This window comes from Luteimonas sp. A537, assembly GCF_054052065.1.
Genome location: NZ_JBSVRH010000005.1, coordinates 188,158 through 214,305, shown reverse-complemented (window position 1 = coordinate 214,305; position 26,148 = coordinate 188,158). Strand labels below are relative to the sequence as shown.

The following is a 26,148-nucleotide window of genomic DNA, read 5'->3' as shown; positions in this document are numbered from 1 at the left end:
TTTGTCTCTGACTTCTTCCTGGTCATCTGTCTCACCTCGGGTTGCGATATTGAATCGCTTATCCGGGTGTCCGTGAAGCAGGGGCAGGATCAGACTTCTCGCTCAAGTCCCTACGTGCATGGGAAGCCGTCGAAGGATCAAGCCGAAAGTCCATTGAGTGGGTAATGAACCACTTGCACATCTCCGATATCCACTACAACGACAATGAACACCTCGTGGAAGACAAGGTGATCTTGCTCGGTGAAGCGCTGGAGGAGATCTATCGCGCCAAGCTCGCCTTGCAGTTTCCGAGCTCGCTCTGCAAGGTGGAGTTCTACCGGTCCGCTCCAGGCGGCAATATCGAAGACTATGAGATCTCTTTCTGGCAGTTGAAGCATGAACCGGTCAGCGCCTAACAATTCGTCCAGGCCGACGCCGCTTCGCGGCGCGGCTTAACTCAGGCGTTAGGCCTCGCACACACTTCACCGCAACTCGATTTCCACCACCGCAAGAGAAGGAGAACGACATGGCAGGTTGGTTCGAACTGGGTAAGAGCTCGGATGGGCAGTTCCGCTTCGTTCTGAAGGCTGGCAACGCTGAAACCATCCTCACCAGCGAGCTCTATAAGTCCCAAGACTCGGCGAAGAATGGCATTGCATCTGTGCAGTCAAACTCGGCCGACGCATCGCGGTACGAGAAGAAGGAATCGAGTAACGGAAAGTCCTACTTCACGCTTAAGGCTGCCAATCACCAAGTCATCGGAACCAGTCAAATGTATGCTTCGGCGGCTTCACGCGATACAGGCATTGCATCGGTTCAAGCCAGTGGACAAACGCCAACGATCAAGGGCGGCGCCTAACAATGCGTTCAAGCCGAACCCGCTTCGTTACGCGGCCCAGGCGGCAGGTAAAGCTTGCCACCTGGTCCACTCCACTGCGCGGGTCGGCTTAACTTAGCAACTGTCTTGAAGCGTGCCGCTCAAGCCAGTGCCAGGCCCTCGGCCCGAAGCTCGTCGCGGCGCTTGGCATTGATGATTCCGAGCAGCTTCCGCATGCACGCCACCAGAGCCACCTTGCCCAGCTTTCCGCGTGCTCGCAGCTGCTGGTAGTGCGCCTTCATCGTGGGATCCCAACGCACGGCCGAGAGCGTGGCCATGTAGAGCGCAACACGAACGGGGGCACGACCGCCACGGATAGGGCCTTCATCGTCTTCTCGATCGCGGCGAGCTCCCGGGCCAGGGCGGCAATGGTGCGCGCTGCAAGCTTGCGGACCGAAGCAGGCGCCATTGCCGCCTGCTGCCTCTGGGCTTGGAGCAGGACCACCACCTGGCCGCGGCGGCGCAGCCAATCGCGCAGCTCGCGCTGCCATGGCGGCGGCGCGACGTAGGGCCTGAGGCGGTCGGCGAACAGCCGGGCCATGAGCGCCAGCGGGCCATGAGCGCCAGGATACGGGCGTCGATGTCGTCGGTCTTGGCCAGCTCGCCAGTGGCGTTGGCGAAGGCGCGGGCCTGGCGAGGGTTGAACCGGGCAATCCACAGACCGGCATCGCAGCAGGCCTCGAGCAGTGGCTCCTCGTAGCCGCCGGTGGCTTCGACCACGATCCGCGTGGCCCCAGGTGCCCGCAGTCGCTTGACCAGCTTGGCGATGCCCGCCCGATTGTTGGCGAACCGAAGCACGCTCGGCTGCCCATCCACGGCCAGATCCAGGCTGGCCTTGCCCACATCGATCCCTCCTGCTGACATGTTCGTTCTCCGCTACAGTTGATTGGCCGAGAGCATCGCGCCCGAGGCCCACGCTTATCAGTTCGAGGGAAACCTCGATCAACTGTTCGGGCGCAGGGCGCGAGATCCGGCGTGCGGCCCCTGCTGAATTACGGTGGTCTGACACCGAGGCGTTATCGGGCGCGCACGTCGGGCTCTCGGCACCTACGGTAGGGGAAACTCAAGACATAAGGCGTTAGGCTTCTATCAACCCTTCAGGAGCGATGAATGATTCACGACAAATTCAGTGCTGCGCCCGATGTGCATTCTAAAGTCACCCGAGACATCCGCTGGCTTAAGGTTTATGCGGTCATAACAACGCTCGCGCTTGGAGTCGTAGCACTGACCGCCGGCAAGTCTCCGCATAGCCAGGCTGAGTTAACTGTCGAACGAATCAATGTCGTGGACCCTTCGGGTGTGTCCCGCCTGGTGATTTCCAATGCTGAGCGCTTCCCGCTACCTAAGCTAGGCGGGAAAGAATACCCGCGCGCTGTGCAACCCGCAGGCATCGTCCTTTATGACGCCAATGGCAACGAGGTAGGTGGTGTCGCGATTACCGATGCCAAAATGGGCAAAGTGTCAGCACTAGCGTTCGACTATCCAAACTACGATGCAATGGGAATGATTACCCGTGTAAGCCCCGATGGCAAAGAGGCCGTTGCCGGGATTCATATCAACTCCCGCCCGCCTGCGGATTTGGACGTTATCGAAGCTAGCAAGGTCGTTGAGCGTCGCATCGCAATCCACAACAAGAACGAAGATGCCGAAATTCTGCTAGCTGACCCACAGGGCCGCACTCGTATCCAACTGCGGGTGGACCATGACGGTCACGCCAGCATCGAAGTGCTCGATGAAGAAGGCAAGGTCACGTTCAGCACGTCCGGCGGCGCCTAACAATTCGTTCAAGCCGAACTTAACTCAGGCGTTAGGCCCTTCTGGAGATTCTTGTCGCCAACTCGAAGGCCACCTTTCCCGCTCGTTTCTATCCGCTGTTGTTCGTTACAGGCATTGCAAGCTTCCTCGTCCATGAACTCGCGCATTGGGCTACCGGCATCGCGCTCGGACACGAGATGATTGCAACGTTTAATCCGGTTTCACCGAAAGGTGCGGTGAGCCTTGCGGACCAGGTGCTTATCGTGGCTGCCGGTCCCATCCTTACCCTTACCCTAGCCCAAGGCTTAGGTGGGTTCTGGCTAGTAAAACAACGAGGCGCCCAGCTCGGCTTCGCGCTCCTATACATCGCATTTTGGCAAAGCCAAGATGTCATCTGATGATCCGTGCTTCTCTTACGTCCACGGGCTCATCATGCAAGAGCCAGCGTTCACCGACGTATCGGTCGAACGCGGGCCCTAACAATTCATTCAAGCCGACGCCGCTTGGCGGCGCGGCTTAGTTCAGGCGTTAAATCCAGCGGGCTTCCCAACTTCGAGCGCCCGCTGGAACTCCACTTGCCAATGGCTCAATAGGCTCCCTCGCTATATATAAGCTCATAGCTATGGCTGTAGATCTCTACGATGTTTCCGAATGGATCTTCCATATAGATCATGCGGTAGGGTTTCTTGCCCGGATAGTAGTAGCGCGGTTTCTCCATGCGCCGTTTGCCACCAGCGGCCACAATACGCTCGGCGAGCTCTTCAACATCTGGGTCTTGCACGCAGAAGTGGAAGACGCCAGTTTTCCAGTATTCAAAATTGTCTGCCGGGCTTGTTTGATTCTTGAACTGAAACAGCTCCACACCAATCCGGTCACCGGTGGATAGATGGGCGATTCGGAAGCTTCCCCACCCTGCTCCGAACACTTCCGTGCACATCTCTCCGATTGCGCTGTCGTCCTCTTCGATCTCAGTTGGTTCCATGATCAGATACCAGCCCATTACCTCTGTGTAGAACTGGACGGCCTGCTCAAGGTTTGGCACGGAAATGCCGATGTGTGAGAAATTTCTTGGGTAAACGTTGCTCATTGCGTGTCCTCCTCTCCTAACATTGAGAATAGGTTACCGAGCACCTACAATTATGTGAAATTATCACTTGCCATCAGGATGATCATTTTCCGTAATGATAAACACTACCTGGTTACGCAGCTTTTGTGCCCTCGTTGAAATTGGTCATTTCACCCGCACGGCCGAGCGCCTGCATATGACGCAGTCGGGGGTGAGTCAGCATGTGCGCAAGTTGGAAGAGCAACTCGGCACCGAGTTGCTCGTAAGGGAGGGCAAGAAATTCTCGCTCTCGGATGCAGGCGGAAGGCTGTACGCCGAAGCGCAGGACATTCTATTGGCATTGGCGAATCTCGAGCAAAAAGTCGGAGAAGACCCTCCTTATGAAGGAGTGGTTCGGGTGATGTCTCCGGGGAGCGTTGGGCTCAAGCTATACCCACATCTATTGGCGTTGCAGAGCAGGCACCCAAAACTCATTATCGATTATCGCTTTGCACCCAATTCCGACGTAGAGAGAGCAATCGCTGAATCCACCATGGATATCGGATTCATGACGTCGAAATCCGCCCTGCCGGACGTCAGTTGCACTCCTGTCGCGGAAGAGTCGCTATTGTTGGTGACGCCTTCGATGGTCGAAGACCCGGATTGGAAAACCTTGATGGCCCTGGGCTTTATTGACCACCCTGACGGAAGTCATCACGCCAACCTGTTGCTTGGCGCCAACTATCCGGAGTTCCAGCACAGCAACCTGTTTCCTAGAAGGGGATTCTCAAACCAGATCGGATTGATTTTGGAACCGGTCAGTATGGGGATGGGTTTTACAGTGCTACCGGCCTTTGCGGTTGAGGCGTTCAACAAGCCCGAGCAAATAAAAATTCATTGGCTTTCCAATCCGGCAAGTGAAACGCTATACCTTTGCTACCGGCGTCACAGGGCGCTGCAGAAGAGACTGAGAACCGTCATTGTGGAAGCCAGGCAATGGCTCTGAACTCGATCGAGGTTTAACAGATCATTTCAGCGGACAAGCCGTTGAGTTTGGCGTCAGACCCCACAGCGGGCGCGCCCTGGCTGCGGTGCCCTTAGTTCGGGCTACTCTTACATTTCGTTCTGCCCGCCACTCATGGAGAGTCTTACGTGCAAGTCAAACTGTTCTGGGTCCATGCACCTATGCGTGACAAGGGATTTGTAGCACGCGATAGTGCTGGTAACGGCATTGAGTTCGAGACAACCATCAATGCGTGGCTTGGACAAAATTCAAGCGTACACATCCAGCACATCCAGCAATCCGCATGCGGCGGTAGCTTTGGTCCTGCCCTTTGGCTTATTTCTGTCTGGTACACAATCGAAGCTCAGCTTGCAACGCCTGTCCCTGGAAGTGCCGACTGACAAGGGTTCTACGCCCCTGATGGCCGCATATGCCGCTTTCCATCTCGCAACCAGAAGCAAGGAACATCAGGCTTCCGGGCGAGACGGTGAGGCCCGATAAACACCCTCCCCGGCTGAGCCGTCGGGCGTCCATTACCTGGAGACATGCCGATGAACGGACTGGAGCTGAGATCACTGGCGACAAGCGACGGCCAGCTGCGCCTGAGCCTGGAAGACGTCACGACTGGCGCGCCCGGCGCGGACGAGCTGGTGGTGCGGGTGGAGGCTGCGCCCATCAATCCTTCCGACCTTGGCCTGCTGATCGGCCCCGCCGACATGGCGACCGCCAGGGCGGAAGGGACGCCGGAGCGGCCGGTGGTGGTCGCCGACATTCCGCGGGAGCGCCTGGGCGCGATCAAGGATCGACTGGACCGGTCGCTGGCAGTCGGCAACGAAGGCGCCGGCACCGTGGTCGAGGCCGGCGCCAACGTTCGCCACTTTTTGGGCCGCAAGGTCGGCATGCTCGGCGGCGGCATGTACGCGCAGCTGCGCAAGCTGCCTGCGCGCGACTGCATCCTGCTGCCGGAAGGCGCGGACGTGGCGGACGGCGCGTCGATGTTCGTCAACCCGCTGACCGCGCTGGGCTTCACCGAGACCATGAAGGCGGAGGGTCACCGCGCGATCGTGCACACCGCCGCGGCCTCCAACCTCGGCCAGATGCTCAACAGGATCTGCATCAAGGACGGCATCGGACTGGTCAACATCGTGCGCAGCCAGGCGCAGGCCGGGGTGCTGCGCGCGATCGGCGCGCGGCACATCGTCGACAGCACGTCGCCCGATTTCCAGGCGGAACTCACGCAGGCCATCCGCGACACCGGCGCCACCATCGCCTTCGACGCGATCGGCGGCGGCACGCTGGCCGGGCAGATCCTGCAGGCGATGGAAGCCGCGGCAGGTCGCAGCGACGATGCCGCGCCCGCGTACAGCCCCTACGGTTCGAACACACCCAAACAGGTCTACATCTACGGCAGCCTGGACACAGGGCCGACGGTGCTCAACCGCACGTTCGGCTTCACCTGGAACGTGGGTGGCTGGCTGCTGTTTCCGTTCCTGCAGAAGGCGGGGCGCGAGGTCGCGGCGCGGATGCGGCAGCGCGTGGCGGACGAGCTCACCACTACTTTCGCCAGCCGCTACACCCGCACCATCAGCCTGCGCGACGCGTTGCAGCTGGACATCCTTCGCGAGTACGAGCGCAAGGCGACGGGCGGGAAGTACCTGATCGACCCGTCGCGCTGAGCGCGCTCGACGCGGCCGGCCGGCATCGCTGCCAGCCGGCCGCCAGGCTCAGAATTTCAGCCCCACGCGTGCGTAGAAGAACCGCCCCGGCAGGTCGTAGGTGGCGGCGTCATAGCCGTTGAGCGAGCAGCTCAGGCAGATCGGCGGGTCCTCGCCGGTGAGGTTGTTGACGCCCAGGGTCACACGCAGGCCGCGCAACCAGGCTTCGCTGTTCCAGGACGCCTGCAGGTCGTGGTAGGTGGTCGCGTCCAGGTGGTTGATGTCGTTGGCGCTGTCGTCGCAGATGGCGAAGCCGTTGGCGCCGCCGCAGGATTCACGCAGGTCGTCGATGTGGCGCACGTTCCAGGCGATCGCCCACGGTCCCCTGCTCCACTGCGTCGACAGGTTGGCGGTCCAGTCGGGGATGGCGCTGTTGTTCACTTCGACGCCGGGCGCGCGCGGCTCGGCCTGCCCGGACTCGTTCACCAGTTCGTACTCGCCGACGAACGTCGCCTTGGCATCGAAGCGCAGCTGGCCCCATCCCCGCTCGGGCAGCAGCCAGCCCAGGCTCAGGTCCCAGCCGTCGGTGCGGATGGTGCCGAGGTTGTCGAGGATGTCGTCGAAGCGGACGATCTGGCCGCGGTCGCTGCGGTCGTAGGACGCGCACGAGAACGGATCGCTTTCGAACACGCAGCGGTTGAGGATGACCTGCGCGTCCGGCGCCTGGATGGCGTCCTCGATGGTGTGCTTGTAGAAAGTGAGGCCCAGGTCCATGCGCTCCGACCACGACGCGCCGGCCGCGAACGAGGGACTCCAGACCGCGCCCAGGTTCAGGCTGCGGCTGGTCTCGGGCTGCAGGTCGGCGTTGCCCGAAGTCACCACCGAGATCTGCGGATTGGTCTGCACGTAGTCGGCCGGCACGCCCTGTGCCACGCACTCGGGACGCACGGCGTTGGCGGCGCCGGAGCAGGGATCGACCAGGGTGGCGTCGAAGCGCGACAGCGTGCCGTACAGCTCGCCGATCGACGGCGCGCGGAAGCCCTGCGCGAACGAGCCGCGGAGCACGAACTCCTCCGCCAGCTGCCAACGCAGCCCCAGCTTGCCGGTGCTTTCGCCGCCGAAGGTGGAGTAGTCGGAGTAGCGGCCGGCGATGCTCATGTCGAGCGCGCTGCCGCGTTCGGCATTGGCCATCAGCGGCACGGCCAGTTCGAGGTAGACCTCGTTGACGTCGTAGTCGCCCGCGGTCGGGCCGGACGGCACGCCGTTGTATTCGCCGGCCACGGTGATCGGGTCGGGCTGGTAGCGGCCTTCGTACTTGCGGTACTCGTAGCCGGCGGCGAACCCCAGCGAACCGGCCGGGAGTTCGGCCAGCGCACCGGTGATGTTCGCCGAGGCCAGGGTGAGGCTGTTCTCGCTCTCGTCGCGCACCACCGGCTGGATGAAGCCGAGCATCTCCGGCGTGATCGTGCCCACGCCGCCGAACACGTTCAGCGGCACGCAGCCGGCGATCCCGGCACAGGCGGCGGGATCGCCCAGGGCCTCGTTGATGCGGCGCAGGTTGTAGCTGCCGAAGTTGGTCTGCTCGGCGCTGCTCTCGCTGCGCACCACGTTGATGTCCCAGTCCCAGGGGCGCTCGCGCACGCTGAAGCTGCCGTCCAGGCCGGCGGCCACGTACCAGGTCTCGACGTCCTGCTCGTAGCGCCGCGGCCCGCCCTCCACCGGGCGGCGGCCAAGCAGGAACAGGTTGGCGTCGTCGCCCACGGTGCTGAGGTCGAAGCCGAAGGGGTTGTAGGGATTGAGCGCCGAGATCACCAGGCTGCTTTCGCCCCAGTGGTTGTAGATGCCGGCGTCGGTGCCGAGGAAGAACGGCTCCGGCGCGGCCTGGTTGGCCGACTGGCGCTCGTTGTACAGCGCGCGCACGTAGCCGCCGACGTTGTCGTTGAAGGCGAATCGCACCTGGCCGAACACGGTCTTGCGCTCCGACGGTGTCAGCAGCATGTTGTAGGGCGCGAAGTTGAAGCGGTCGCCGGCGGCGAAACAGTGGAAGTCATCGCTGCGCGCGCAGTCCTCGCCGGGCGTGAAGCCGGGATCGGTGGCACCGGTGTTGGGGGTGATGTCGTGCACCAGGCCGGTGTTCGGATCCATGAAGACGAAGCGACCCTGCGGCGTGGCGGAGCTGCCGTTGGACAGGCCGGTGCCGGGCACCGGGATGCTGGCCGGGCCGTACTCCAGCGACGACACCTCTTCCTGCTTGAAGTACGACGCGCCGGCGAACCACTGCACGCGGTCGTTGCCGCCGCCGTAGCCCATATCGGCGCCCCAGGTGTCGCCACCAAGGTCGTCATACGTGCCGTAGTGCAGTTCGATGTCACCGCCCTGCACGTTCCTGCGGGTGATGATGTTGACCACGCCGGCGATGGCGTCGGAGCCGTAGATCGACGAGGCGCCGTCCTCCAGCACTTCGATGCGGTCGACCAGCGCCAGCGGGATGGTGTTGAGGTCGACCGCCGAGCCCACGCCGGAGCCGGACGATTCATTGACCCAGCGGATGCCGTCCACCAGCACCAGCACGCGCTTGGGGCCGAGGTGGCGCAGGTCGACCGTCGCCGCGCCGGCACCGACGCCGCCGCCATCGGGCGGGAAGCCGAAGTTGCCGCTGGAGTTGAACTTGGTGTTGAGCGCCGCACCGCTGGCGGTCAGGTTCTGGACGACATCGGCAACCGATTTGAAGCCGCTGCGGTCGATGTCCTCGCGGCTGAGCACCTGTACCGGGACATGGGTTTCCAGCGCGGACTGCTTGATGCGCGAACCGGTGACGGTGACCGTATCAAGGGTGGTGGCCTCGGGCGCATCCTGCGCGACAGCGGCGAAGGGCGAGGCAAAGGGCAGCGCAGCGCAGACGGCGACTGCGAGCAGGCGACGCGGGGGCATGGCCATGGAGCTCTCCTGGTGGCTGTACGCCGTCCCGTTGCCCCCGTGCCGTCGGCAGCCCAGTTGTAAACAAAATGTAAAACAGCGGCAAGCCCCGGGTTTACCCCAAGGGTGCCCGGCCCTGCAGGATCAGGCTCAGGCCGACCGCCACCAGGAACAGCGCGAACACCCGGCGCAGCGTCGGACCGCTGATGGCATGCGCCAGCCGCGTGCCCAAGGGCGCGGCCAGCACCGAGGTCAGGGCGACACCGATCGCGGCCGGCAGGTAGACGTAGCCGACCGCGCCTTCGGGCAGTCCGCCCGGCGGTGCGTTGAGCGCGTAGCCCAGCGCGCTTCCGATCGCGATGGCCACGCCACAGGCCGACGACGTGCCGACCGCGCGCACCGGGCGCACGCCGCGCCAGACCAGCAGCGGCACGGTCATGCTGCCACCACCGATGCCGACCACCGCCGACAGCGCGCCGATGCCGGTGCCGGCCGCGGTCATCGGCAGGCCGGTGGGCACGATGTCGCGGCCGCTGTCCGCGCGCGCGCCGCTGAAGGCCATCTGCGCGCCGGCAAGCAGGCAGTACCCGGCCACGATCCAGCGCAGCACGATGCCGTCCAGGCCCACCGCGACCTGGCTGCCGAGCACGCCGCCGACTGCCAGCCCCGGCATCATCCAGGCCACGGTCGGCCACAGCACGCTGCCGCGGCGGTGGTGCGACCACGCCGAGGACAGCGCGGTGAACACGATGCTGGCCATCGAACTCGCAAGCGCGGCGTGCATCGCGGTGTCCACCGGCACGCCCTGCAGCGGCAGCAGCCAGGCCAGCGCCGCCACCAGCACCAGGCCGCCGCCGATGCCGAGCAGGCCGGCCAGCACGCCGACCAGGATGCCGAGCAGCGGGAACATCCAGAACCCTTCGATCACGTCGACTCCTTCAACATGGGCGCCCCGCCCATTCGATATAGTCCCCGCATGCCGCAAGGAAAGTTCGCCATCCTACTGTCCGCGGCGTTCGCGCTGTCGGCCCCCATCGCAGCCAAGGCGCAGGCGCTGCCCGACGACGACCTTGCGCGGCGCGCGCTTGCCGCCGCCGAGATCGGCCAGCCGCTGCCGCCGCTGCGCGCCGATCATCCGCTGCAGGGGTGGATCGGCTACGCGCGGCTGCGCCGCGACCTCACCAACCTGACGCCGGCGCAGGCGCTTGATTTCCTGGATCGCCACCGCGGCCAGGCCGTGGCCGACACCTTCCGCGCGGCGTGGTTGGGCGAGCTGGCGCGGCGCAAGGCCTGGGGTCCGTTCCGCGCGGCGTGGGTGCCCGGCACCGGTTCGGCGGCGCTTGCGTGCAGCGAATTTGAAGCGCGGCTGCGAACCGGTGCAGCCGATGCCGCATGGACGGCCGAAGTGCAGCAGCTGTGGCGCCGTGCCGGGCGCTCGCAGCCCGATGCCTGCGACCCGGTGTTCGATGCCCTGGCCGAACGCGGCGGCATGGACGACGGCCTGCGCTGGGCGCGCATCGAGACGGCGATCGCCGAGGGTCAGCCTGGTGTGGTGCGCGCCGCCGCGCGCGGCCTGCCCGCTGACGCGCGCAAGCAGGCGGAGGCCTACGCGGCATACCTGGGCCACGCCGATGCCAGCGCAGTGTCCTGGTCGAAGAACGCGCGCAGTCGCCTGGCGGCTTCACACGGCCTCGCCACGCTGGCACGCTCCAACCCCGACGCCGCCGAGGCATTGCTGCCGCAGGTCGCGCAGGCGCTGCAGTTCACCGACGCCGACCGCAACCGCGTGCTGTACCAGGTCGCGCTGTGGACGGTGGCGTCCTACCACGACGGCGGCGCACGGCGCCTGGCGGCGGTGCCTGAAGCCGCCTATGACGAGCGTCTGCACGAATGGCGCGTGCGCGAAGCGATGGCGCGCTCCGACTGGCCGGCGGCGCTGGCCGCGATCAGGCGCATGGGCGACGCACAGCGCGGCGATTCACGCTGGACGTACTTCGCCGCGCGCCTGCACGAGCTCACCGGCGACCGCGCCGGCGCGCGGCCCCTGTACGCCGCCGCGGCGCGCGATCCCGACTTCCACGGTTTCCTTGCAGCGGACCGCATCGACCAGTCCTACGCGCTGTGCCCGATCGAGCACGGCGGCAGCGCGGCCGAGAAGGCCGCCGTCGCCGCCGATCCGGCGATGCAGCGTTCGATGGCGCTGTTCCGCATCAATCGCGCCGCATGGGCGACCCGGGAGTGGCGCGACGCGCTGTCGCGCTTCAGCGACCGGCAGCGACAGATGGCGGTGGAGATCGCACAGGCCAACGGCTGGTTCGACCGCGGCGTGTTCGGCCTGGTCAACGCCGGCGGCGAGCGCAAGCCCGACGAACTGCGGCTGTACACGCTGCGCTTCCCGTTGCACCACGACCTGCTGATCCGCGGCGAGAGCGCGCGCAACAACCTCGACCCTGCCTGGGTGGCCGCCGAGATCCGCGCCGAAAGCGTGTTCAACCCGCGCGCACGCTCACCGGCCAACGCCCGCGGGCTGATGCAGGTGCTGCCCGAGACCGGCGCCGGCGTAGCGCGTCGGCTCGGCATGCCGTGGGCGGGCGCGGAGTCCCTGTTCGACCCCGCCACCAACGTCCGCATCGGCACCGCCTACCTGCGCGAGATGAAGGACAAATACACCCTGCCCTACGTCGCCATCGCCGCCTACAACGCCGGCCCCACGCCGACCGCACGCTGGCAGGCCGACCGTCCAGGCATGGACGCCGACTTCTGGATCGAGACCATCACCTACAAGGAAACCCGCGACTACGTGGCGCGCGTGCTGGCCTTCAGCGTGATCTACGACTGGCGCCTGGGCGATCGCGCGGTGCCGGTCAGCGATCGCATGCACGGCCGCAGCGGCGCGGTGCGCAAAGCGTTCGCGTGTCCCGCGGCTGTTGTGGGAGCGGCGGCGGCTCCCACAACGGCTTCGGAAAGGTGAGCGGCGGCGTGGAGACGTTCCTTGTTGGCGGGGCGGTGCGGGACCGGCTGCTGGGACTGGCGGCGGGCGACCGGGATTTCGTGGTCGTCGGGAGCACGCCGGAGGCGATGCTCGAAGCGGGCTTCAGGCCGGTAGGCCGCGATTTCCCCGTATTCCTGCACCCCGACACCGGCGAAGAGCACGCCTTGGCGCGCACCGAGCGCAAGTCGGCGCGCGGGCATCGCGGCTTCGTGGTGGATGCGCATCCATCGGTGACGCTGGAGGAGGACCTCGGCCGCCGCGACTTCACCATCAACGCCATCGCCGAGCGCGAAGACGGCCGCCTGACCGATCCATACAACGGTGCGCACGATCTCGAGATCCGCGTGCTGCGCCACGTCGGCCCCGCCTTCGCCGAGGATCCGCTGCGCGTGCTGCGCGCGGCGCGGTTCATGGCGCGCTTCGCGTCGCTGGGCTTCAGCGTGGCCGACGAGACCCAGGCGCTGATGCGCGACATGGTCGCCGGCGGCGAGCTCGCCGAGCTGGTGCCCGAACGCGTCTGGCAGGAGCTGGTGCGCGCGCTGCGCTCGCCCAGGCCCTCGGCCTTCCTGCGCACCCTGCGCGATTGCGGCGCGCTGGCAGCGGTATTGCCCGAGGTCGATGCGCTCTACGGCGTTCCACAGCGCGCGGAGTACCACCCCGAAATCGACACCGGCGTGCACATCGAACTGGTGTGCGACATGGCCGCGCAGCTGGCACCGGGCGACGACGAGGTCGGCTTCGCGGCCCTGGTGCACGACCTCGGCAAGGCGCTGACGCCAGCCGACGAGCTGCCCAGGCACATCCAGCACGAGCAGCGCGGCGTGGCCCCCGTGCGCGCACTGTGCGAGCGGCTGCGGGTGCCGGCGGCGCACCGCGACCTGGGCGTGATCACCTGTCGCGAGCACCTCAACGTGCACCGCCTGGCTGAGCTGCGCGACCAGACCGTGCATGACCTGCTTGCGCGCTGCGACGGCTTCCGCAAGCCGGACCGCATCCGCCGCCTGGCCACGGCCTGCGAGGCCGACAAGCGCGGCCGCGCCGGCCTCGCCGATACGCCCTATCCGCAGGCGCGTGAACTGGTCTCGCTGCGTGACGCCGCCGCCGCGGTGACCGGCGCCGACATCGCCGACCGGGAACTTGAAGGCCCCGCCTTTGGCGCCGCGCTGCGCGAGGCGCGCATCGCTGCGATCGCAGCTGCGCGCACGCTGCGCAGGGGCGACGTCAGCCCCGGGCCCGGGACAGCAGGCGCGCCTCCAGCCTGAGCAGCAGGTCGCGCATCGGCGTCAACCGCGTCGCCAGGCCGGCGATCACGCCCAGGGTATTGGCCAGCGCGTCCCAGCGATCGGCCATGCGGGTTCCGGTCAGCGCACCCTGCCCGTGCTCCAGGCCGATGCCCAGCAGCACCAGCCCCAGGCCCGCGCCCAGCAGCGCCGGCCAGCGTGCGAACAGCTGCACCGCGCTTGCGGCCAGCGCGAAGTAGGCGATGAAGTGGTGCAGCTTGTCGCTGCCCGGCGCGTCCGGCAGGTCGGGCGCGGGCATCAGCGAAAACACCACCACCGCGGCGATCGCAAGGCACCACAGTGCACACCATGCCCACGGGTGGTGGAGCGGCTTGAGCGAGCGCCCCACCCGCGGCCGGTTCACAGGCGGAAGCTCAGGTCACCGGCAAGGAACGCGGCTTCGAACGGCACGCCACGCTCGAAGCCCATGGCCTGGAAGCGCTCGCCCATCGCCGTGGGCAGGGTGAGCTGCTGCACCTGGCGGCGCAGCGCGTAGCGCGCGGTCTCGCTCGCGGCGGCTTCTTCCTGCGCCGCCAGCCGCTGCTCCAGCCCGTTGCCGATCAGGAACATGGCCTGGCTGCTGTACCCGGCGAAGTCGAAGCCGGCGCCGGTGCCCGCCTCGGCCAGCGCGGTGAAATCCACCGACGCGGTGATGTCCTGCAGGCCCACGCGCGCGAACACATCGTCGACCACGTGGTGGCGGTGGAAGGCGCGCAGGGTGCCGCGATCGCGGGTGGCGGCGTAATACTCGCGGCGCGGATGGCCGTAGTCGATGAACAGCATCGCGCCCGCCTGCATCCCGCCCATCACCGCCTGGATCCAGTACGGCAGCTGCGGCAGCAATTCCGAGCGGTAGCCATCCGGGAAAGCGCCTTCGTCGCGCTGGCGCTCAACGTGGCGCACGGCCGCGCCCATCAGCGCATCGGCGGGCACTTCGACGATGGCGAAGCTGCCGTCGGCGGCCACCGACACACCTTCCTCCATCACCTCGCCGCCGCGGATCACGAAGCGCGGGGTGGGCAGCGCATCGATCACCTCGTTGGCGAACAGCACGCCCTGCCAGGGCTCGTCGAAGGGCCGGTCGAGCCATTCCACGCGGGCGCTGAGCGCTTCCGGCAGGCGTGCATGCAGGCGCTCGCGCTGGCGCTCGCGCAGGTCGGCGCTGGGCTCAAGGATGGCGTAGCGCGCCGGCAGCGCGTCGAGCGTCGCGAGATGCCTGAGCGCGGCCTCGGCGAAGGCGCCGCTGCCGCCACCGATCTCGAGGAAGCTGCTGTCCGCGCCCAGCTGGCGCAGCGGGGGTGCGAGCGCCTCAACCACGCATTCGGCGAACAGGCTGCCGAGCTCCGGCGCGGTGACGAAATCGCCGGCGCGGCCGAACTTGGTGCTGCCCGCGCTGTAGTAGCCGAGGCCTGGCGCATACAGCGCCAGCTCCATGAAGCGGGAGAACGGGATCGCGCCGCCGGCATCGGCGATCACGGCATGGATGAGGCCGCGCAGGCGCTCGCTGTGCGCCTGCGCGTCGGGATCAAGCGGGGGAAAGGGCATGGGGGATTCCGGTGCGTAACGCGCGACAGGATACGGAAACCGGCGTCGCGGAACGTTATGGTGTCGTGTCATGAGTACGAAGCCAGTCATGCCGGGAGGCCATCCCGTTGCGCTTGTCACCGGTGCCGCGCGCCGCCTGGGCGCCGCCATAGCGCGCCGCCTGCACGCCGAGGGTTACGACCTGGTGCTGCACTACCGCGACTCCGCCGACGAGGCCTTGGCGTTGGCGGCGCAGCTGGAGTCCGCGCGCACTGGCAGCGTGCTGCCGCTGCGGGCGGAGCTTGCCGAGTTCGACCGGCTGCCGGAGCTGGTGGCGCACAGCGTGGGCCGCTTCGGCCGGTTGGACGCCCTGGTCAACAACGCCTCGGCGTTCGCCCCCGCCCCGTTCGGCAGCATCCACCCGGGGCACTGGGACGCGATGATGGCGGTCAACGCGCGCGCACCGTTCTTCCTCGCCCAGGCGGCGGCGCCGCACCTGCGCGCGGCCGGCGGCGCCATCGTCAACATCTCCGACGTCTATGCGCGCGCGCCGCGCGCCGACCTCGCGGCCTACGTCGCCAGCAAGGGCGCGCTGGAGGCGGCCACCCGCGCCCTGGCCGTCGCGCTGGCGCCGGAGGTGCGGGTGAATGCGGTGGCGCCGGGCGCGATCCTGTGGCCGGACGAAGGCATCGATCCCGAACTGCAGCAGCGGCTGCTGGCGATGACGCCGCTGGGCCGCACCGGCACCCCCGAGGAGATCGCCGGCGCGGTGCTGTGGCTGCTGCGCGACGCCGGCTACACCACTGGAAGCGTGCTGGCGGTGGACGGCGGGCGCGGGCCGTAGGCGAGCGCTGCTGCGCCTCAGTGCTTCGGCGCGAACGCCGTGGCGATGCCGGTGCCGCGGAACGCTTCCGGCACTTCATGCGAGACCGCATAGCGGTACAGCACCGCCGAGTAGATGCCGGTCAGCGCGGCCTGGTACACGCCCAGCATGAGCACGCCCGCCAGGCACACCACGCCGACCACCACCGCCAGCACCATCGACGCCTGCGCGGCCAGCACCACCAGCAGCACCGAGACCAGCACGGCGCCACCGCTCAGCAGGCCGAACGCGGCGCCGATGCCGACCTGGCCGACGGCGTTCTCGCCCCAGGTGCGCTTGAGCAGGGTGACGCTCTGCTTCAGCGCATCGATCGGGCCGACATCGCGGCTGACCAGCACCGGCACCACCAGGAAGGTCGCCAGGGTCCAGGCGAGCCCCAGGCCGCTGCCAACCAGGCGCACGATGAAATTGTTGTCCTTCGCCTTCATCGACTGCAGCAGCACGCCGACGGTGGCGGCGATCGCGGCATAGCCGAAGATCGCACCCAGGCGCGAGCGCGCGGCGGCGAAGCCGTCGGCCAGCGTCGGGTCACCACCGTCCAGGCGGATCATCGCCGCGCCCACCAGCGCGCAGTTGAAGAAGATCATCACGCTGTAGGTGCAGAAGTAGAAGGCGAAGCCCAGCAGGACGCCGCCGACGCTGAGGCCGCTGCTGAACAGGCGCAGCGCCAGCGTCGGCAGCGCGAAGCTCGCCAGCACCAGCAGCGTGGCCAGCGCGGACAGCACCGGGAACAGCATCAGCTCGCGATCCGAGCGCAGCACCGCCGCGCTTGCCTTCACCATCTCCCAGCTGCGCGAGAACTTCTCGAACATGGCCCCACCCTCCGTCTGCGTCCTGCGCCCCGCCACGGCCGATTGGCCGCCTCGTCCAGCACATGTCCCCATGACGGCGCCGGCGCGCGCAGTGTGACCGACCGGGCCCGCTCCGCGTCAGTACCGGTGGTCAGCCGCCGCCCGGGGCAGCATCCGGCACCGGCAGCGCAACCTCCTGCATCGCTACGCCGCGCTCGTCCGACCCGGCCCACAGCTCGGCCAGCGTCCGGCCGCTGGTCGGCTCCACGAGCCCTGGCGCAATCTCCGCCAGCGGCCGCAGCACGAACGCATGCCGCAGCTCGCCGCGCGGCAGGCGCAGGTTGCCGGGACCGCTGCAGACCATGTCGTCGAACAGCACGATGTCGATGTCCAGGGTGCGGTCGCCGTAGCGCGGACCGCTGCGGTCGCGGCCGTGCGCGTCTTCAAGCGCGTGCAGCCAGTCGTTGAGCGCGTGCACGTCGAGGTCGCTGTCGATGACGGCGGCGGCGTTGACGAAGTCCGCGCCCGCGAACCCCACCGCCGGCGTGCGGTAGGCGGCCGACGCGAGGATGTCGCCGAAGCGCTCCCGCAGCGCCGCGAAGGCGATCGCGACGTGGCGTTCGGGATCGACATTGCTGCCGAGGCTGAGGCAGGCGATGGGCATGGGCCGCGCTCCGTGGGGGCGCCCATGATCGCGCACCGGGCGGCCCGCGCGCGAGCGTCGCCGCACCCGCGCGGCGATCCCGCACGGAGCCTCCCGGCGGGGCCGCAGCCCCTCAGCCGGCGGTGGCGGGCGGCCCGTCCTCGCGGAGCAGGCGCACCTCGACCGGCGCATCGCTGTGCGCCTGGAACACGCGCAGCCCGAACTCGGGGAGGATCGCCAGCAGATGGTCGAAGATGTCCGCCTGCACGCCCTCGTACACCGTCCAGCGCACGTCGGCGGTGAAGCAGTAGATCTCCAGCGGCAGGCCGGCTTCGGTGGGTGCCAGCTGGCGCACCATCAGGGTCATGCCCTGGTTCACGCCGGGATGGCTGGACAGGTACTGCTGCACGTAGCTGCGGAAGGTGCCGAGGTTGGTCACGCGGCGGTGGTTCACGGCGTCGCTGCCGTACTCGCCCAGGCCCTGGTTCCACTCGCGCAGTTCGGCTTCCTTGCCGCCCAGATAGTCGCCAAGCAGGCGGAAGCGGCGCAGCCCCACGATCTCGTCGGCGGCGAGGAAGCGCGTGCTGTGCTGGTCCAGGTAGATCGCGCGCTTGATCCGGCGGCCACCTGATTCGGTCATGCCGCGCCAGTTCTTGAACGAGTCGCTGATCAGCTTGCGCGTGGGCACCGTGGTGATGGTCTTGTCCCAGTTCTGCACGGTGACCGTGTGCAGGGCGATGTCGATGACGTCGCCGTCGGCGTTCTGGCTGGGCATCTCGATCCAGTCGCCGATGCGCACGCGGCCGTCGCCGCTGATCTGCAGGCTGGCCGCGAACGACAGGATGGTGTCCTGGAAGATCAACATCAGCACCGCGCTCGCCGCGCCAAGGCCGGTCAGCACGTGCACCAGGTCCACGCCGGCCAGCAGCGCGACCGAGGCCAGCGTCGCCATCACCAGGGCGATGATCTTGGCGACCTGCAGGTAGCCCTTGATCGGTTTGTTGCGCGCGTCCGGGCGGCGCTCGTAGACCTCGTTGGCAACGTCGAGCGCGTGACCGAAGGCCAGCGCCACGGTGAAGATCACGAACACCCGGCACAGGCCGATGATGAAGGCCACCAGCCCGGGGGACAGGTCCGGCACCAGCGCGATGCCGCTGCCGATCACCAGCGCCGGCACCACGTTGGCCAGCCGCGAGACCACGCGCATGCGGCTGATGGAACTGCCGGTATGCCCGGTGAGCGTGGCCACCCGCATCAGCACCTGGCGCAGGCCGCGCAGCAGGATCCGCTTGGTGACGAAGTTGGCCAGCCATGCCACCAGCAGCAGCGCCGCCAGTACCAGCAGGGAATAGGCCCAGGGATAGGGCGCCAGCGCATCGCGCAGGGCTTCGAGTCGGACTTGCATGGGATCTCCGGAGTGGACGGATCAGCCGGCCCGGTGGCGCTCGATGACCACGCCGACCGCGCGCGCGCCGCGCACGGCGCCGGGCTTGCTGAGCTTCAATCGTAGCGACTCGACGTTGAACTCCTGCAACACGATCGCAGCGCAGCGCTCGGCCAGCGTCTCCACCAGGCCGAAATCCGACTGCGAGACGTACTCGACCAGGCGCTTGCTGACCGCCTTGTAGTTGAGCGTGTGGGCGATGTCGTCGCTGGCGGCGGGCACGCGGTTGTCGAAGCGCATCTCGAGGTCGAACACCAGCGTCTGGCGGATGCGACGCTCCCAGTCGTAGATGCCGATCAGCGCCTCGATCTCGAGGCCTTCGATGAAGACATGATCCATGGCGCGCGGTCCGGACGGCGGGCCAGCTTAACGCGGTGGCGCGATCGCCCCGGATGCGCCCGGAGCGAACAGTGTCGCCGGCACCGACGCGACCTCGGGCAGCGTGGCCATGTCCCAGCGCGGCGTGACGTGCACCGCGTCGGACGCGCGCTGCCCGGCTTCCAGGCGCAGCGCGCCGGCGAAGGCGATCATCGCGCCGTTGTCGGTGCACAGCTCGGGCCGCGGGAAACACGCGCGGCCGCCGCGCGCGGCCGCCATCGCCTGCAGGCGCGCACGCAGGCGCCGGTTGGCACCAACGCCGCCGGCCACAACCAAGGTGTCGCAGCCGGCCGCGTCCAGGGCGCGTTCGCACTTGATGGCCAGGGTGTCGACCACCGCGTCCTCGAAGGCGCGGGCGATGTCGGCGCGGGTGGCGTCGGACTGGTCGCTCGCGCGCCAGGCCAGCATCACCTGGGTCTTCAGGCCGCTGAAGCTGAAATCCAGGCCCGGGCGATTGGTCATCGGCCGCGGGAAGGCGTAGCGGCCGGGCGTGCCGGTCTCGGCCAGGGCCGCCAGCTGCGGCCCGCCCGGATACGGCAGCCCCATGAGCTTGGCGGTCTTGTCGAAGGCCTCGCCGGCGGCGTCGTCCAGGGTCTCGCCAAGCAGGCGATAGCGGCCGATCGCGTCCACGGCCACCAGCTGGGTATGGCCGCCCGACACCAGCAGGGCCACGAAGGGCGGCTGCGGCGGATCGGCCTCCATCAGCGGGGCCAGCAGGTGGCCTTCCATGTGGTGCACGGCCACCGCCGGCAGCTCCAGCGCCCAGGCCAGCGCGCGCGCAACGCCGGCGCCGACCAGCAGTGCTCCGACCAGGCCGGGGCCGGCGGTGTAGGCCACGCCGTCGAGATCGCCGACCCCGAGCCCGGCGTCGGCCAGGGTCTGGCGGACCAGGGGCAGCAGCTTGCGCACGTGGTCGCGGCTGGCAAGCTCGGGGACCACCCCGCCGTACTCGGCGTGCAGGGCGATCTGGCTGTAGACGGCGTGCGCGCGCAGGCCGTCGGCACCCGTCCGCGCGGTGTCGTAGACGGCGACGCCGGTTTCGTCGCAGCTGGTTTCGATTCCGAGGACGATCATGTGGACCTGGGCGGACCGGCGCATTTGCGCGGCGCGGGAGACGGGGCTATCATACGCGGCTCGCCGGGGGGAAACCGGCGCACTCCGAACCTAGAGATTCCCAATGCCCAGCGTCAAAGTCCGCGAAAACGAGCCCTTCGAGTTTGCCCTCCGCCGCTTCAAGCGCACCTGCGAAAAGGCCGGCGTGCTGGCCGAGACCCGCAAGCGCGAGTACTACGAAAAGCCGACGCAGGAGCGCAAGCGCAAGGCTGCGGCCGCGGTGAAGCGCCAGGTCCGTCGCACCTCGCGCGACGTCACCAAGCGCCAGCGCATGTACTGATCCGGCCTGCCGGCGCGCCCTGCGCCGCGGTCGTGATCCATCCCTGAAGCCGGCACGCGCAAGCGTCGCCGGCTTCTTGTGTTGATGCAAACGGAGAACCAACGATGAGCCTCAAACAGCGCCTCACCGAAGACATGAAGGCCGCCATGAAAAGCGGCGACAAGGCCAGCCTGGGCGTGATCCGCCTGGTCAACGCCGCGATCAAGCAGCGCGAGGTCGACGAGCGCGTCGAGATCGACGACGCCCAGGTGCTCGCCGCCATGGAAAAGATGGTCAAGCAGCGCAAGGATTCCGTGAGCCAGTTCGAGGCCGCCGACCGCGAGGACCTTGCCGCCATCGAGCGCGCCGAGATCGAGGTCATCCAGCGCTACCTGCCCGAGAAGATGGGCGAAGCCGAAGTCCAGGCCGCCATCGACGCCGCGATCGCCGAGACCGGCGCCGCCGGCCCGGCCGACATGGGCAAGCTGATGGGCGTGCTGAAGCCGAAGCTCGCCGGCCAGGCCGACATGGGCCAGGTGTCCGCGCTGGTCAAGAAGTCCCTCGCCGGCTGATTCGTGGGCTTCTTGCAGGTCCTGCCCTGGCCTCTTGCAGGACCTGCCACTGGCCCCTGGTGGCCCAGCCACTCGACTTTTGTGGGAGCGGCTATAGCCGCTCCCACAGAGACGTTCGAGCGCACCGCCACGGTGCGTGCACAGGATCGGCCGCATCCTGCGCGCCATGGCTGAACTCATCACCGGGCGCCTGAAGGCAAGGTTGGAACGCCTGCAGCAGTCGCTGCCATATGCGATTGCGCAGCGCTTCGTCGAAGTCGACATCCTGACCCACGCCGCCTCGCTGACCTTCTTCGCCCTGCTGTCGCTGGCGCCGCTGCTGGTGCTGCTGCTGTGGCTGACGGCCTCGCTCTACCCCGCCGCCCAGGACGCGCTGCTGGAGCAGGTGCAGGCGATCGCCGGGACGGGCGCGGGCGAGGTCGCCAACACCGTGCTGCGGAACGCCCGCGCCGAGCCGGACGTCGGCTCGCTGGCCGGACTGTGGAGCACGGGGCTGCTGTTTTTCGGCGCCACCGCCGTGTTCGCGCGCCTGCAGGGCACGCTGAACCTGATCTTCCACACCTCCGGCGACAAGGTCCGCGGAGGCCTGCGGGCCTGGCTGCGCAAGCGCGTGTTCTCCTTCGGCGTGGTGCTGGCGCTGGGCTTCCTGCTGCTGGTCTCGGCGGCCCTGACCACGGCGCTGGAGGTGATGTTCGGCGGCTCGCCGACCCTGCCGGTGCTCGGCAATCTGGCGGCGCTGGTGCTGTATGCGCTGGCGTTCGCGCTGATGTACCACTACCTCCCCGACCGCCGAGTGCGCTGGCGCCAGGCGCTGATGGGCGGCCTGCTGACCGCGCTGCTGTTCGTGCTCGGCCGCTGGGCCATCGGCCTGTACATCGCCCAGGCCGCGCCCGGCAGCGCCTACGGCTCGATGGGCACGCTGGTGGTGCTGCTGGTGTGGCTGTACTACGCGGCGATGGTGTTTTTCGTGGGCGCGATGATCACGGCGGTGATCGATGAACGCTGGCGGCTGTCGGACGTGCGTCGGCGCTTGGACGCGCGGACCGCCCGGCGGCAGCGGACCGCCCCGGCCCCGCAAGAGCCGCTATAGCTGCTCCTATCGGGATGTCGAAAAAAGGCTGGGGTTCGGGGGGTTAGGGGCCGGTGTGGGCCTGCGCACGCATGCGATCATGGCCGCAGCCATGGCCCGCCTCTCCGACGCTTTCATCGACGACCTTCTCGCCCGCACGGACATCGTCGAGGTGATCGCCGCGCGCTTGCCGCTGAAACGCCAGGGCCGCGAGTATTCGGCCCGCTGTCCGTTCCACGACGAGCGCTCGCCCTCGTTCACGGTGTCGCCGAACAAACAGTTCTACCACTGCTTCGGTTGCGGGGCGCACGGCACCGCGATCTCGTTCCTGATGAACTTCGATCGGCTCGAGTTCCTCGATGCGATCGACGAACTCGCGAAGCGCGCAGGCATCGAAGTGCCGCGCGAGACGCGGCAGCACAATGAAAACCCGGACACCCGCGACATGTACACGGTGCTCGATGAAGCGGCCCGCTTCTATCGCGGCGCCCTGATGTCAGGGAACGAAGCCCTGGATTACCTCGACGCCCGCGGTGTGGACGCCTCGATCCGCGAGCAGTTCGGCATCGGCTACGCGCCCGGCGGCTTCTCCGCGCTCAAGGACGCGCTCGGCACCGATCCGCGCCGGGTGTCGCTGCTCGAGCGCACCGGCATGCTGTCGAAGAACGACCGCGGCCACGTCTACGACAAGTTCCGCGATCGGGTGATGTTCCCGATCCACGACCGCCGTGGCCGTGCGATCGCCTTCGGCGGCCGCGTGCTGAAGCCGGAGGATTCGCCAAAATACCTCAATTCGCCCGAGACCCCGCTGTTCCACAAGGGCCGCGAACTCTACGGCCTGTGGCAGGTGCGCCAGGCCAACCAGAAGATCGAGCGGCTGATCGTGGTGGAAGGCTATATGGACGTGGTGGCGCTTTTCCAGCACGGCATCACCCAGGCCGTGGCCACCCTTGGCACGGCGACCACGCCCGACCACGCCGAGCTGCTGTTCCGCAACGCGCCGGACGTCTACTTCTGCTTCGACGGCGACGCCGCCGGCCGACGCGCCGCCACGCGCGCGATGGAATCGGTGCTGCCGCGAATGAAGGACGGCCGCCAGGCCTTCTTCCTGTTCCTGCCCGACGGCGAAGACCCCGACACCATCGTCCGCAACGAGGGCGCGCCCGGTTTCGACGCCCGCCTGGCCCAGGCCACGCCGCTGTCGCAGTTCCTGTTCGACAGCCTCGCCGAGGACGGCATCAACCTGGCGACGCTGGACGGCAAGGCGCGCCTGGCCGAGCGCGCCAAGCCGATGCTGGCGCAGCTGCCCGACGGCGCCTTCGCCGACCTGATGCAGCAGCGGCTGACCGAACTCACCGGCGTCGGCGCCCGCGCGGCTGCATCGAACGTGCATGTCCCGGCCGCACGCGCACGCCGGGCGCCCGCCGGCAACGCACCACGCCGAAGCATGGTGCGCGGCGCGATCACCCTGCTGCTGCAGCGTCCGCAGCTGGCGCTGGAGCTGCAGTCGCCGTATCGCTTCGTGGCCCTGCGCCAGCCGGGCATCGAACTGCTGACCGAACTGGTGGCCATCGTCAGCGCGCGCCCGGACATCGGCACCGGCACCCTGCTCGGCCACTTCGAGGGCCGCGAGGAGGCCGGCGCGCTGCAGAAGCTCGCCAGCCTCGACCTGCCCGGCGACGAGGCCGGCTGGCGCCTGGAGTTCCTGGACGCCATCGCCCAGCTCGACCGCCAGACCCTGGGCCAGCGCGTGGACGAACTGCTCGCCAAGCAGCGCGAGGAGGGCCTGGACGCGGCCGACAAGGCCGAACTGCGCGAACTGCTGCAGGCCCGAAACACCTGAATCCCGGAGGCCCTGCCTGCAGAGTCTCAGGGCCTGCCGGAGGCCTGCAGGCCACCCCGCAACCGCGATCGCCGCTATAGCGGCTCCTACAAGGGCGGTCGGGGTCTGATGTGTCATGCGGAAGACAGGGGTTTCCCCCAATGGTGGCCATGGGTACGGCCCCGTATCGTCTTGGAGACGCTTCCGCCGACCGGTGCCTGACGCATGTCGTTCGAAACCCACAGCCTGCTCGCTTCCCTGCCCCCACCGCAGCCTTGGGGCGACGGGCCCGGCAATCTGCTGCGCCCCGACGCCGGCAAGCCGGCGCTGGATCCGGCGCTGCTGGACGCACGGCCCGAAGAGGTCGCTTTCGAGCTCGACCCGCGCAGCGTGGTGACCGGCAACGAACGCTCCGACCAGTGGAATACCCACTACGAGGCCAGCGGCCAGATGACCGTGCACGGCCCCGACGGCGCCGCCACCAATGTACCGGTGCGCTACGAGGTCACTTTGCGAAACGAAGAGGCGACGCCGGCGGCGATGGCATCGGTCAATCCCTTCGATCCCGCGACCATCCCGCTGCGCACCCGGATCGAGGTGCACGGCGCCGACTACGCAGGCACCGCGCTGGAACCCGCCTTCCGCGAGCTCGCCGCGGCCAACGACCTGGCCTCCATCGACGACCTGCGCCTGTCGCTTGAAATGACCGAAAAGAAGGGCCTGCGGGTGATGACCGGCTCGGAGCAGCTGTTCGACGCCCCGCGCGACGGCGGCCCCGGCTCCCCCGCGCTGGAGCGCGAGGACTTCACCCGCCACACCACCATGCTGTCCGACCCGGCCGGCGCCGACCTTGCGCAGTACACCCGCATGCTGCTGACCGGCCAGGTGCCCGACGGCACCGTGACCGTGAGCGAGGACGTCGAGCCCGGCGAGGTGCGCGGCACCGTAGCCGAAGCAGGCTCCGGCGAAGTCAACGACATCACCTGGACGCTCGACGCCGAAGGCCGCCCCACCGGCGCCGAAGCCGTGCTGACCTGGGAACCCTCGAGCCGCGGCCGCGACTCCGACCGCATCGAGGGCAATGCGCAGAGCGGATTCCGCACCGACAACGACATGAAGGGCAGCGGCGACGACGTTGGCCACCTGATGGCTTATCGCTTCGCGCAGGGACATGGCGAGGTCAACATGTTCCCGCAGTTCAGCAACTTCAACCAGGGCGCCTACGCCAGGATGGAGCAGGAGTGGAGCGACTGGCTCGGCGCGGGCATGGACGTGCGGATCGACATCGACCTGGTGCGCAAGGACGCCGCCCGCCCCGACGAAGTGCATGTCGACTACGAAGTGATCGATCCGGTGACCGGCAGCGTCGTCTACGACCCCTCGCTGCTCGCCTTCGGCAACAGCGACGGCCAGTCCTTCGACGCCATCGCCTCCAACCGCATGCCCGACATGATCGACAGGGCCGCCGCCTGACGGCAGACTGCCCCGCATGCACGCAGGCCCCGCGCTGGACCGCAATGAACTGATCGCCCGCATCGGCAAGCTGCTGGTGGCGGACCCGGCCGTGTCCGATGGCGAATGGCAGGGTTATGCGCTGATCGTCCGCTATGGCGACGGCGCCCTCGCCCGCCGCATGACCGGCTTCCGCTACGCCGCCGACGGCGGTTACGCCGCCGCCACGCCGGACGACGGCACGCTGGGTCCGACCCTCGACGATCTTCGCCAAGCCACCCGCCTGCCCGGCAAGGAACCCTGGGATGCCTGCGTCCTGCGCCTGTGGCGCGACAGCGGGCGCATGGCCGTCGAGTTTGACTACGACACGCCGGAACAGTGGGACATCACGCCGGCCACGCTGGCCGAAGTCGCGGCGCGGGCGCGGCCGGGCGAGTGAAGGCGAAGAGCTTTTTTGCCACGGATTTGCGCGGATAAGCGCGGATAGAGCAAAAGCCTTCGTATTTGCAGGAGCAGCTATAGCTGCGAAGACGATTCGCCGGAACTCAGACTCCAGGAGCATCTTCAGCGATGGGACCGCGTAATCCGCGGCAATCCGCGGCTGAAAGGCGCCTTTTCCTGGACCCGGGGAAGATCAGGTCGCAGCTATAGCTGCTCCTACAAGGGCTGCTGCATCGTCTGGGCATCCACGGCCAA

Annotated in this window: 26 protein-coding genes and 1 pseudogene; 15 read left to right on the top strand and 12 right to left on the bottom strand. The window is 67.7% G+C overall.

Annotated elements, in window-relative coordinates:
• Positions 1–164: 164 nt before the first annotated feature.
• Together ACW7GZ_RS14215 and ACW7GZ_RS14210 are read left to right on the top strand one after the other, a co-directional pair.
• Positions 165–395 carry a hypothetical protein gene (locus ACW7GZ_RS14215; RefSeq protein WP_457009822.1) on the top strand — a complete coding sequence of 77 codons (231 nt, stop codon included), beginning with the start codon at positions 165–167 and terminating at the stop codon, positions 393–395.
• Positions 396–505: 110 nt separating this feature from the next.
• Positions 506–838: a YegP family protein gene (locus tag ACW7GZ_RS14210; RefSeq protein ID WP_457009820.1), complete on the top strand. Its 333-nt coding sequence runs from the start codon at positions 506–508 to the stop codon at positions 836–838.
• A gap of 119 nt (positions 839–957) precedes the next feature.
• Here ACW7GZ_RS14210 and ACW7GZ_RS14205 read toward each other — a convergent pair.
• Positions 958–1,173, bottom strand: a pseudogene (locus tag ACW7GZ_RS14205) (IS110-like element ISCARN26 family transposase); the annotation flags it as partial.
• A gap of 7 nt (positions 1,174–1,180) precedes the next feature.
• Positions 1,181–1,720, bottom strand: coding sequence for an IS110 family transposase (locus ACW7GZ_RS14200; protein WP_457009818.1), 540 nt, complete (start codon positions 1,718–1,720; stop codon positions 1,181–1,183).
• A gap of 246 nt (positions 1,721–1,966) precedes the next feature.
• On the opposite strand from ACW7GZ_RS14200, the gene ACW7GZ_RS14195 reads away from it, so the two are divergent.
• Positions 1,967–2,632, top strand: coding sequence for a hypothetical protein (locus tag ACW7GZ_RS14195; protein WP_457005083.1), 666 nt, complete (start codon positions 1,967–1,969; stop codon positions 2,630–2,632).
• 565 nt (positions 2,633–3,197) lie between these two features.
• Here the strand turns inward: ACW7GZ_RS14195 and ACW7GZ_RS14190 are convergent.
• Entirely contained in the window at positions 3,198–3,698 is a 501-nt protein-coding gene (locus ACW7GZ_RS14190) for a lactoylglutathione lyase family protein (RefSeq protein WP_457005081.1), read from the bottom strand.
• A 94-nt stretch (positions 3,699–3,792) separates the two neighbouring features.
• Between ACW7GZ_RS14190 and ACW7GZ_RS14185 the strand changes: the two genes are divergently transcribed.
• The 3 genes from ACW7GZ_RS14185 to ACW7GZ_RS14175 all read left to right on the top strand — a co-directional run bounded on the left by ACW7GZ_RS14185 (position 3,793) and on the right by ACW7GZ_RS14175 (position 6,335).
• Positions 3,793–4,662 carry a LysR family transcriptional regulator gene (locus ACW7GZ_RS14185; protein WP_457005079.1) on the top strand — a complete coding sequence of 290 codons (870 nt, stop codon included), beginning with the start codon at positions 3,793–3,795 and terminating at the stop codon, positions 4,660–4,662.
• Positions 4,663–4,808: 146 nt separating this feature from the next.
• Positions 4,809–5,060 (top strand): hypothetical protein, encoded by a 252-nt coding sequence (locus tag ACW7GZ_RS14180; RefSeq protein ID WP_457005077.1) that lies wholly within the window; start codon positions 4,809–4,811, stop codon positions 5,058–5,060.
• 150 nt (positions 5,061–5,210) lie between these two features.
• Positions 5,211–6,335 (top strand): zinc-binding dehydrogenase, encoded by a 1,125-nt coding sequence (locus ACW7GZ_RS14175; RefSeq protein ID WP_457005075.1) that lies wholly within the window; start codon positions 5,211–5,213, stop codon positions 6,333–6,335.
• A 48-nt stretch (positions 6,336–6,383) separates the two neighbouring features.
• Here the strand turns inward: ACW7GZ_RS14175 and ACW7GZ_RS14170 are convergent, their stop codons facing one another.
• Both ACW7GZ_RS14170 and ACW7GZ_RS14165 read right to left on the bottom strand, forming a co-directional pair.
• A complete protein-coding gene (locus ACW7GZ_RS14170; protein ID WP_457005115.1) occupies positions 6,384–9,245 on the bottom strand; it encodes a TonB-dependent receptor plug domain-containing protein in 2,862 nt (953 codons plus the stop codon).
• Between the two features lie 100 nt (positions 9,246–9,345).
• Positions 9,346–10,158 (bottom strand): sulfite exporter TauE/SafE family protein, encoded by an 813-nt coding sequence (locus tag ACW7GZ_RS14165; protein WP_457009816.1) that lies wholly within the window; start codon positions 10,156–10,158, stop codon positions 9,346–9,348.
• A gap of 48 nt (positions 10,159–10,206) precedes the next feature.
• Here ACW7GZ_RS14165 and ACW7GZ_RS14160 point away from each other — a divergent pair, with 48 nt between their 5' ends.
• Both ACW7GZ_RS14160 and ACW7GZ_RS14155 read left to right on the top strand, forming a co-directional pair.
• Positions 10,207–12,201 carry a transglycosylase SLT domain-containing protein gene (locus ACW7GZ_RS14160; RefSeq protein ID WP_457009814.1) on the top strand — a complete coding sequence of 665 codons (1,995 nt, stop codon included), beginning with the start codon at positions 10,207–10,209 and terminating at the stop codon, positions 12,199–12,201.
• A gap of 8 nt (positions 12,202–12,209) precedes the next feature.
• The gene (locus ACW7GZ_RS14155; protein ID WP_457009812.1) at positions 12,210–13,484 is read left to right on the top strand and encodes a multifunctional CCA addition/repair protein; all 1,275 of its coding nucleotides are present in this window, start codon (positions 12,210–12,212) and stop codon (positions 13,482–13,484) included.
• On the opposite strand, the gene ACW7GZ_RS14150 is transcribed toward ACW7GZ_RS14155, so the two are convergent.
• Both ACW7GZ_RS14150 and ACW7GZ_RS14145 read right to left on the bottom strand, forming a co-directional pair.
• Positions 13,444–13,866, bottom strand: coding sequence for a VanZ family protein (locus tag ACW7GZ_RS14150; RefSeq protein WP_457009810.1), 423 nt, complete (start codon positions 13,864–13,866; stop codon positions 13,444–13,446). The genes ACW7GZ_RS14155 and ACW7GZ_RS14150 overlap by 41 nt on opposite strands.
• Positions 13,863–15,047: a class I SAM-dependent methyltransferase gene (locus ACW7GZ_RS14145; RefSeq protein WP_457005068.1), complete on the bottom strand. Its 1,185-nt coding sequence runs from the start codon at positions 15,045–15,047 to the stop codon at positions 13,863–13,865. The genes ACW7GZ_RS14150 and ACW7GZ_RS14145 overlap by 4 nt, the downstream gene beginning before the upstream one ends.
• Positions 15,048–15,117: 70 nt before the next feature.
• Between ACW7GZ_RS14145 and ACW7GZ_RS14140 the strand changes: the two genes are divergently transcribed.
• Entirely contained in the window at positions 15,118–15,870 is a 753-nt protein-coding gene (locus ACW7GZ_RS14140; RefSeq protein ID WP_457005066.1) for a pteridine reductase, read from the top strand.
• A 17-nt stretch (positions 15,871–15,887) separates the two neighbouring features.
• Here ACW7GZ_RS14140 and ACW7GZ_RS14135 read toward each other — a convergent pair whose 3' ends face one another.
• The 5 genes from ACW7GZ_RS14135 to tsaD form a co-directional block, all read right to left on the bottom strand.
• On the bottom strand, positions 15,888–16,721 hold the full coding sequence (locus ACW7GZ_RS14135) for a DUF6159 family protein (protein WP_457005065.1): 834 nt from the start codon (positions 16,719–16,721) through the stop codon (positions 15,888–15,890).
• 130 nt (positions 16,722–16,851) lie between these two features.
• Entirely contained in the window at positions 16,852–17,364 is a 513-nt protein-coding gene (folK, locus tag ACW7GZ_RS14130; protein ID WP_457005064.1) for a 2-amino-4-hydroxy-6-hydroxymethyldihydropteridine diphosphokinase, read from the bottom strand.
• A gap of 112 nt (positions 17,365–17,476) precedes the next feature.
• Complete coding sequence (locus ACW7GZ_RS14125; RefSeq protein ID WP_457009808.1) at positions 17,477–18,748, bottom strand: mechanosensitive ion channel family protein; 1,272 nt, start codon at positions 18,746–18,748, stop codon at positions 17,477–17,479.
• Positions 18,749–18,769: 21 nt separating this feature from the next.
• Complete coding sequence (gene folB, locus ACW7GZ_RS14120; protein ID WP_457005060.1) at positions 18,770–19,126, bottom strand: dihydroneopterin aldolase; 357 nt, start codon at positions 19,124–19,126, stop codon at positions 18,770–18,772.
• 27 nt (positions 19,127–19,153) lie between these two features.
• Entirely contained in the window at positions 19,154–20,239 is a 1,086-nt protein-coding gene (tsaD, locus tag ACW7GZ_RS14115) for a tRNA (adenosine(37)-N6)-threonylcarbamoyltransferase complex transferase subunit TsaD (RefSeq protein ID WP_457009806.1), read from the bottom strand.
• Between the two features lie 103 nt (positions 20,240–20,342).
• Between tsaD and rpsU the strand changes: the two genes are divergently transcribed.
• From rpsU to ACW7GZ_RS14085, 6 genes are all read left to right on the top strand, one after another.
• Entirely contained in the window at positions 20,343–20,558 is a 216-nt protein-coding gene (rpsU, locus tag ACW7GZ_RS14110; protein ID WP_343254595.1) for a 30S ribosomal protein S21, read from the top strand.
• 104 nt (positions 20,559–20,662) lie between these two features.
• Positions 20,663–21,109 (top strand): GatB/YqeY domain-containing protein, encoded by a 447-nt coding sequence (locus ACW7GZ_RS14105; protein ID WP_457005056.1) that lies wholly within the window; start codon positions 20,663–20,665, stop codon positions 21,107–21,109.
• 166 nt (positions 21,110–21,275) lie between these two features.
• Positions 21,276–22,199: a YihY/virulence factor BrkB family protein gene (locus tag ACW7GZ_RS14100; RefSeq protein WP_457009804.1), complete on the top strand. Its 924-nt coding sequence runs from the start codon at positions 21,276–21,278 to the stop codon at positions 22,197–22,199.
• A 91-nt stretch (positions 22,200–22,290) separates the two neighbouring features.
• Entirely contained in the window at positions 22,291–24,021 is a 1,731-nt protein-coding gene (gene dnaG, locus ACW7GZ_RS14095) for a DNA primase (protein WP_457009835.1), read from the top strand.
• A gap of 204 nt (positions 24,022–24,225) precedes the next feature.
• The gene (locus tag ACW7GZ_RS14090; RefSeq protein ID WP_457009802.1) at positions 24,226–25,473 is read left to right on the top strand and encodes a DNA/RNA non-specific endonuclease; all 1,248 of its coding nucleotides are present in this window, start codon (positions 24,226–24,228) and stop codon (positions 25,471–25,473) included.
• A 16-nt stretch (positions 25,474–25,489) separates the two neighbouring features.
• A complete protein-coding gene (locus ACW7GZ_RS14085) occupies positions 25,490–25,891 on the top strand; it encodes a hypothetical protein (protein WP_457009800.1) in 402 nt (133 codons plus the stop codon).
• Positions 25,892–26,148: the final 257 nt, after the last annotated feature.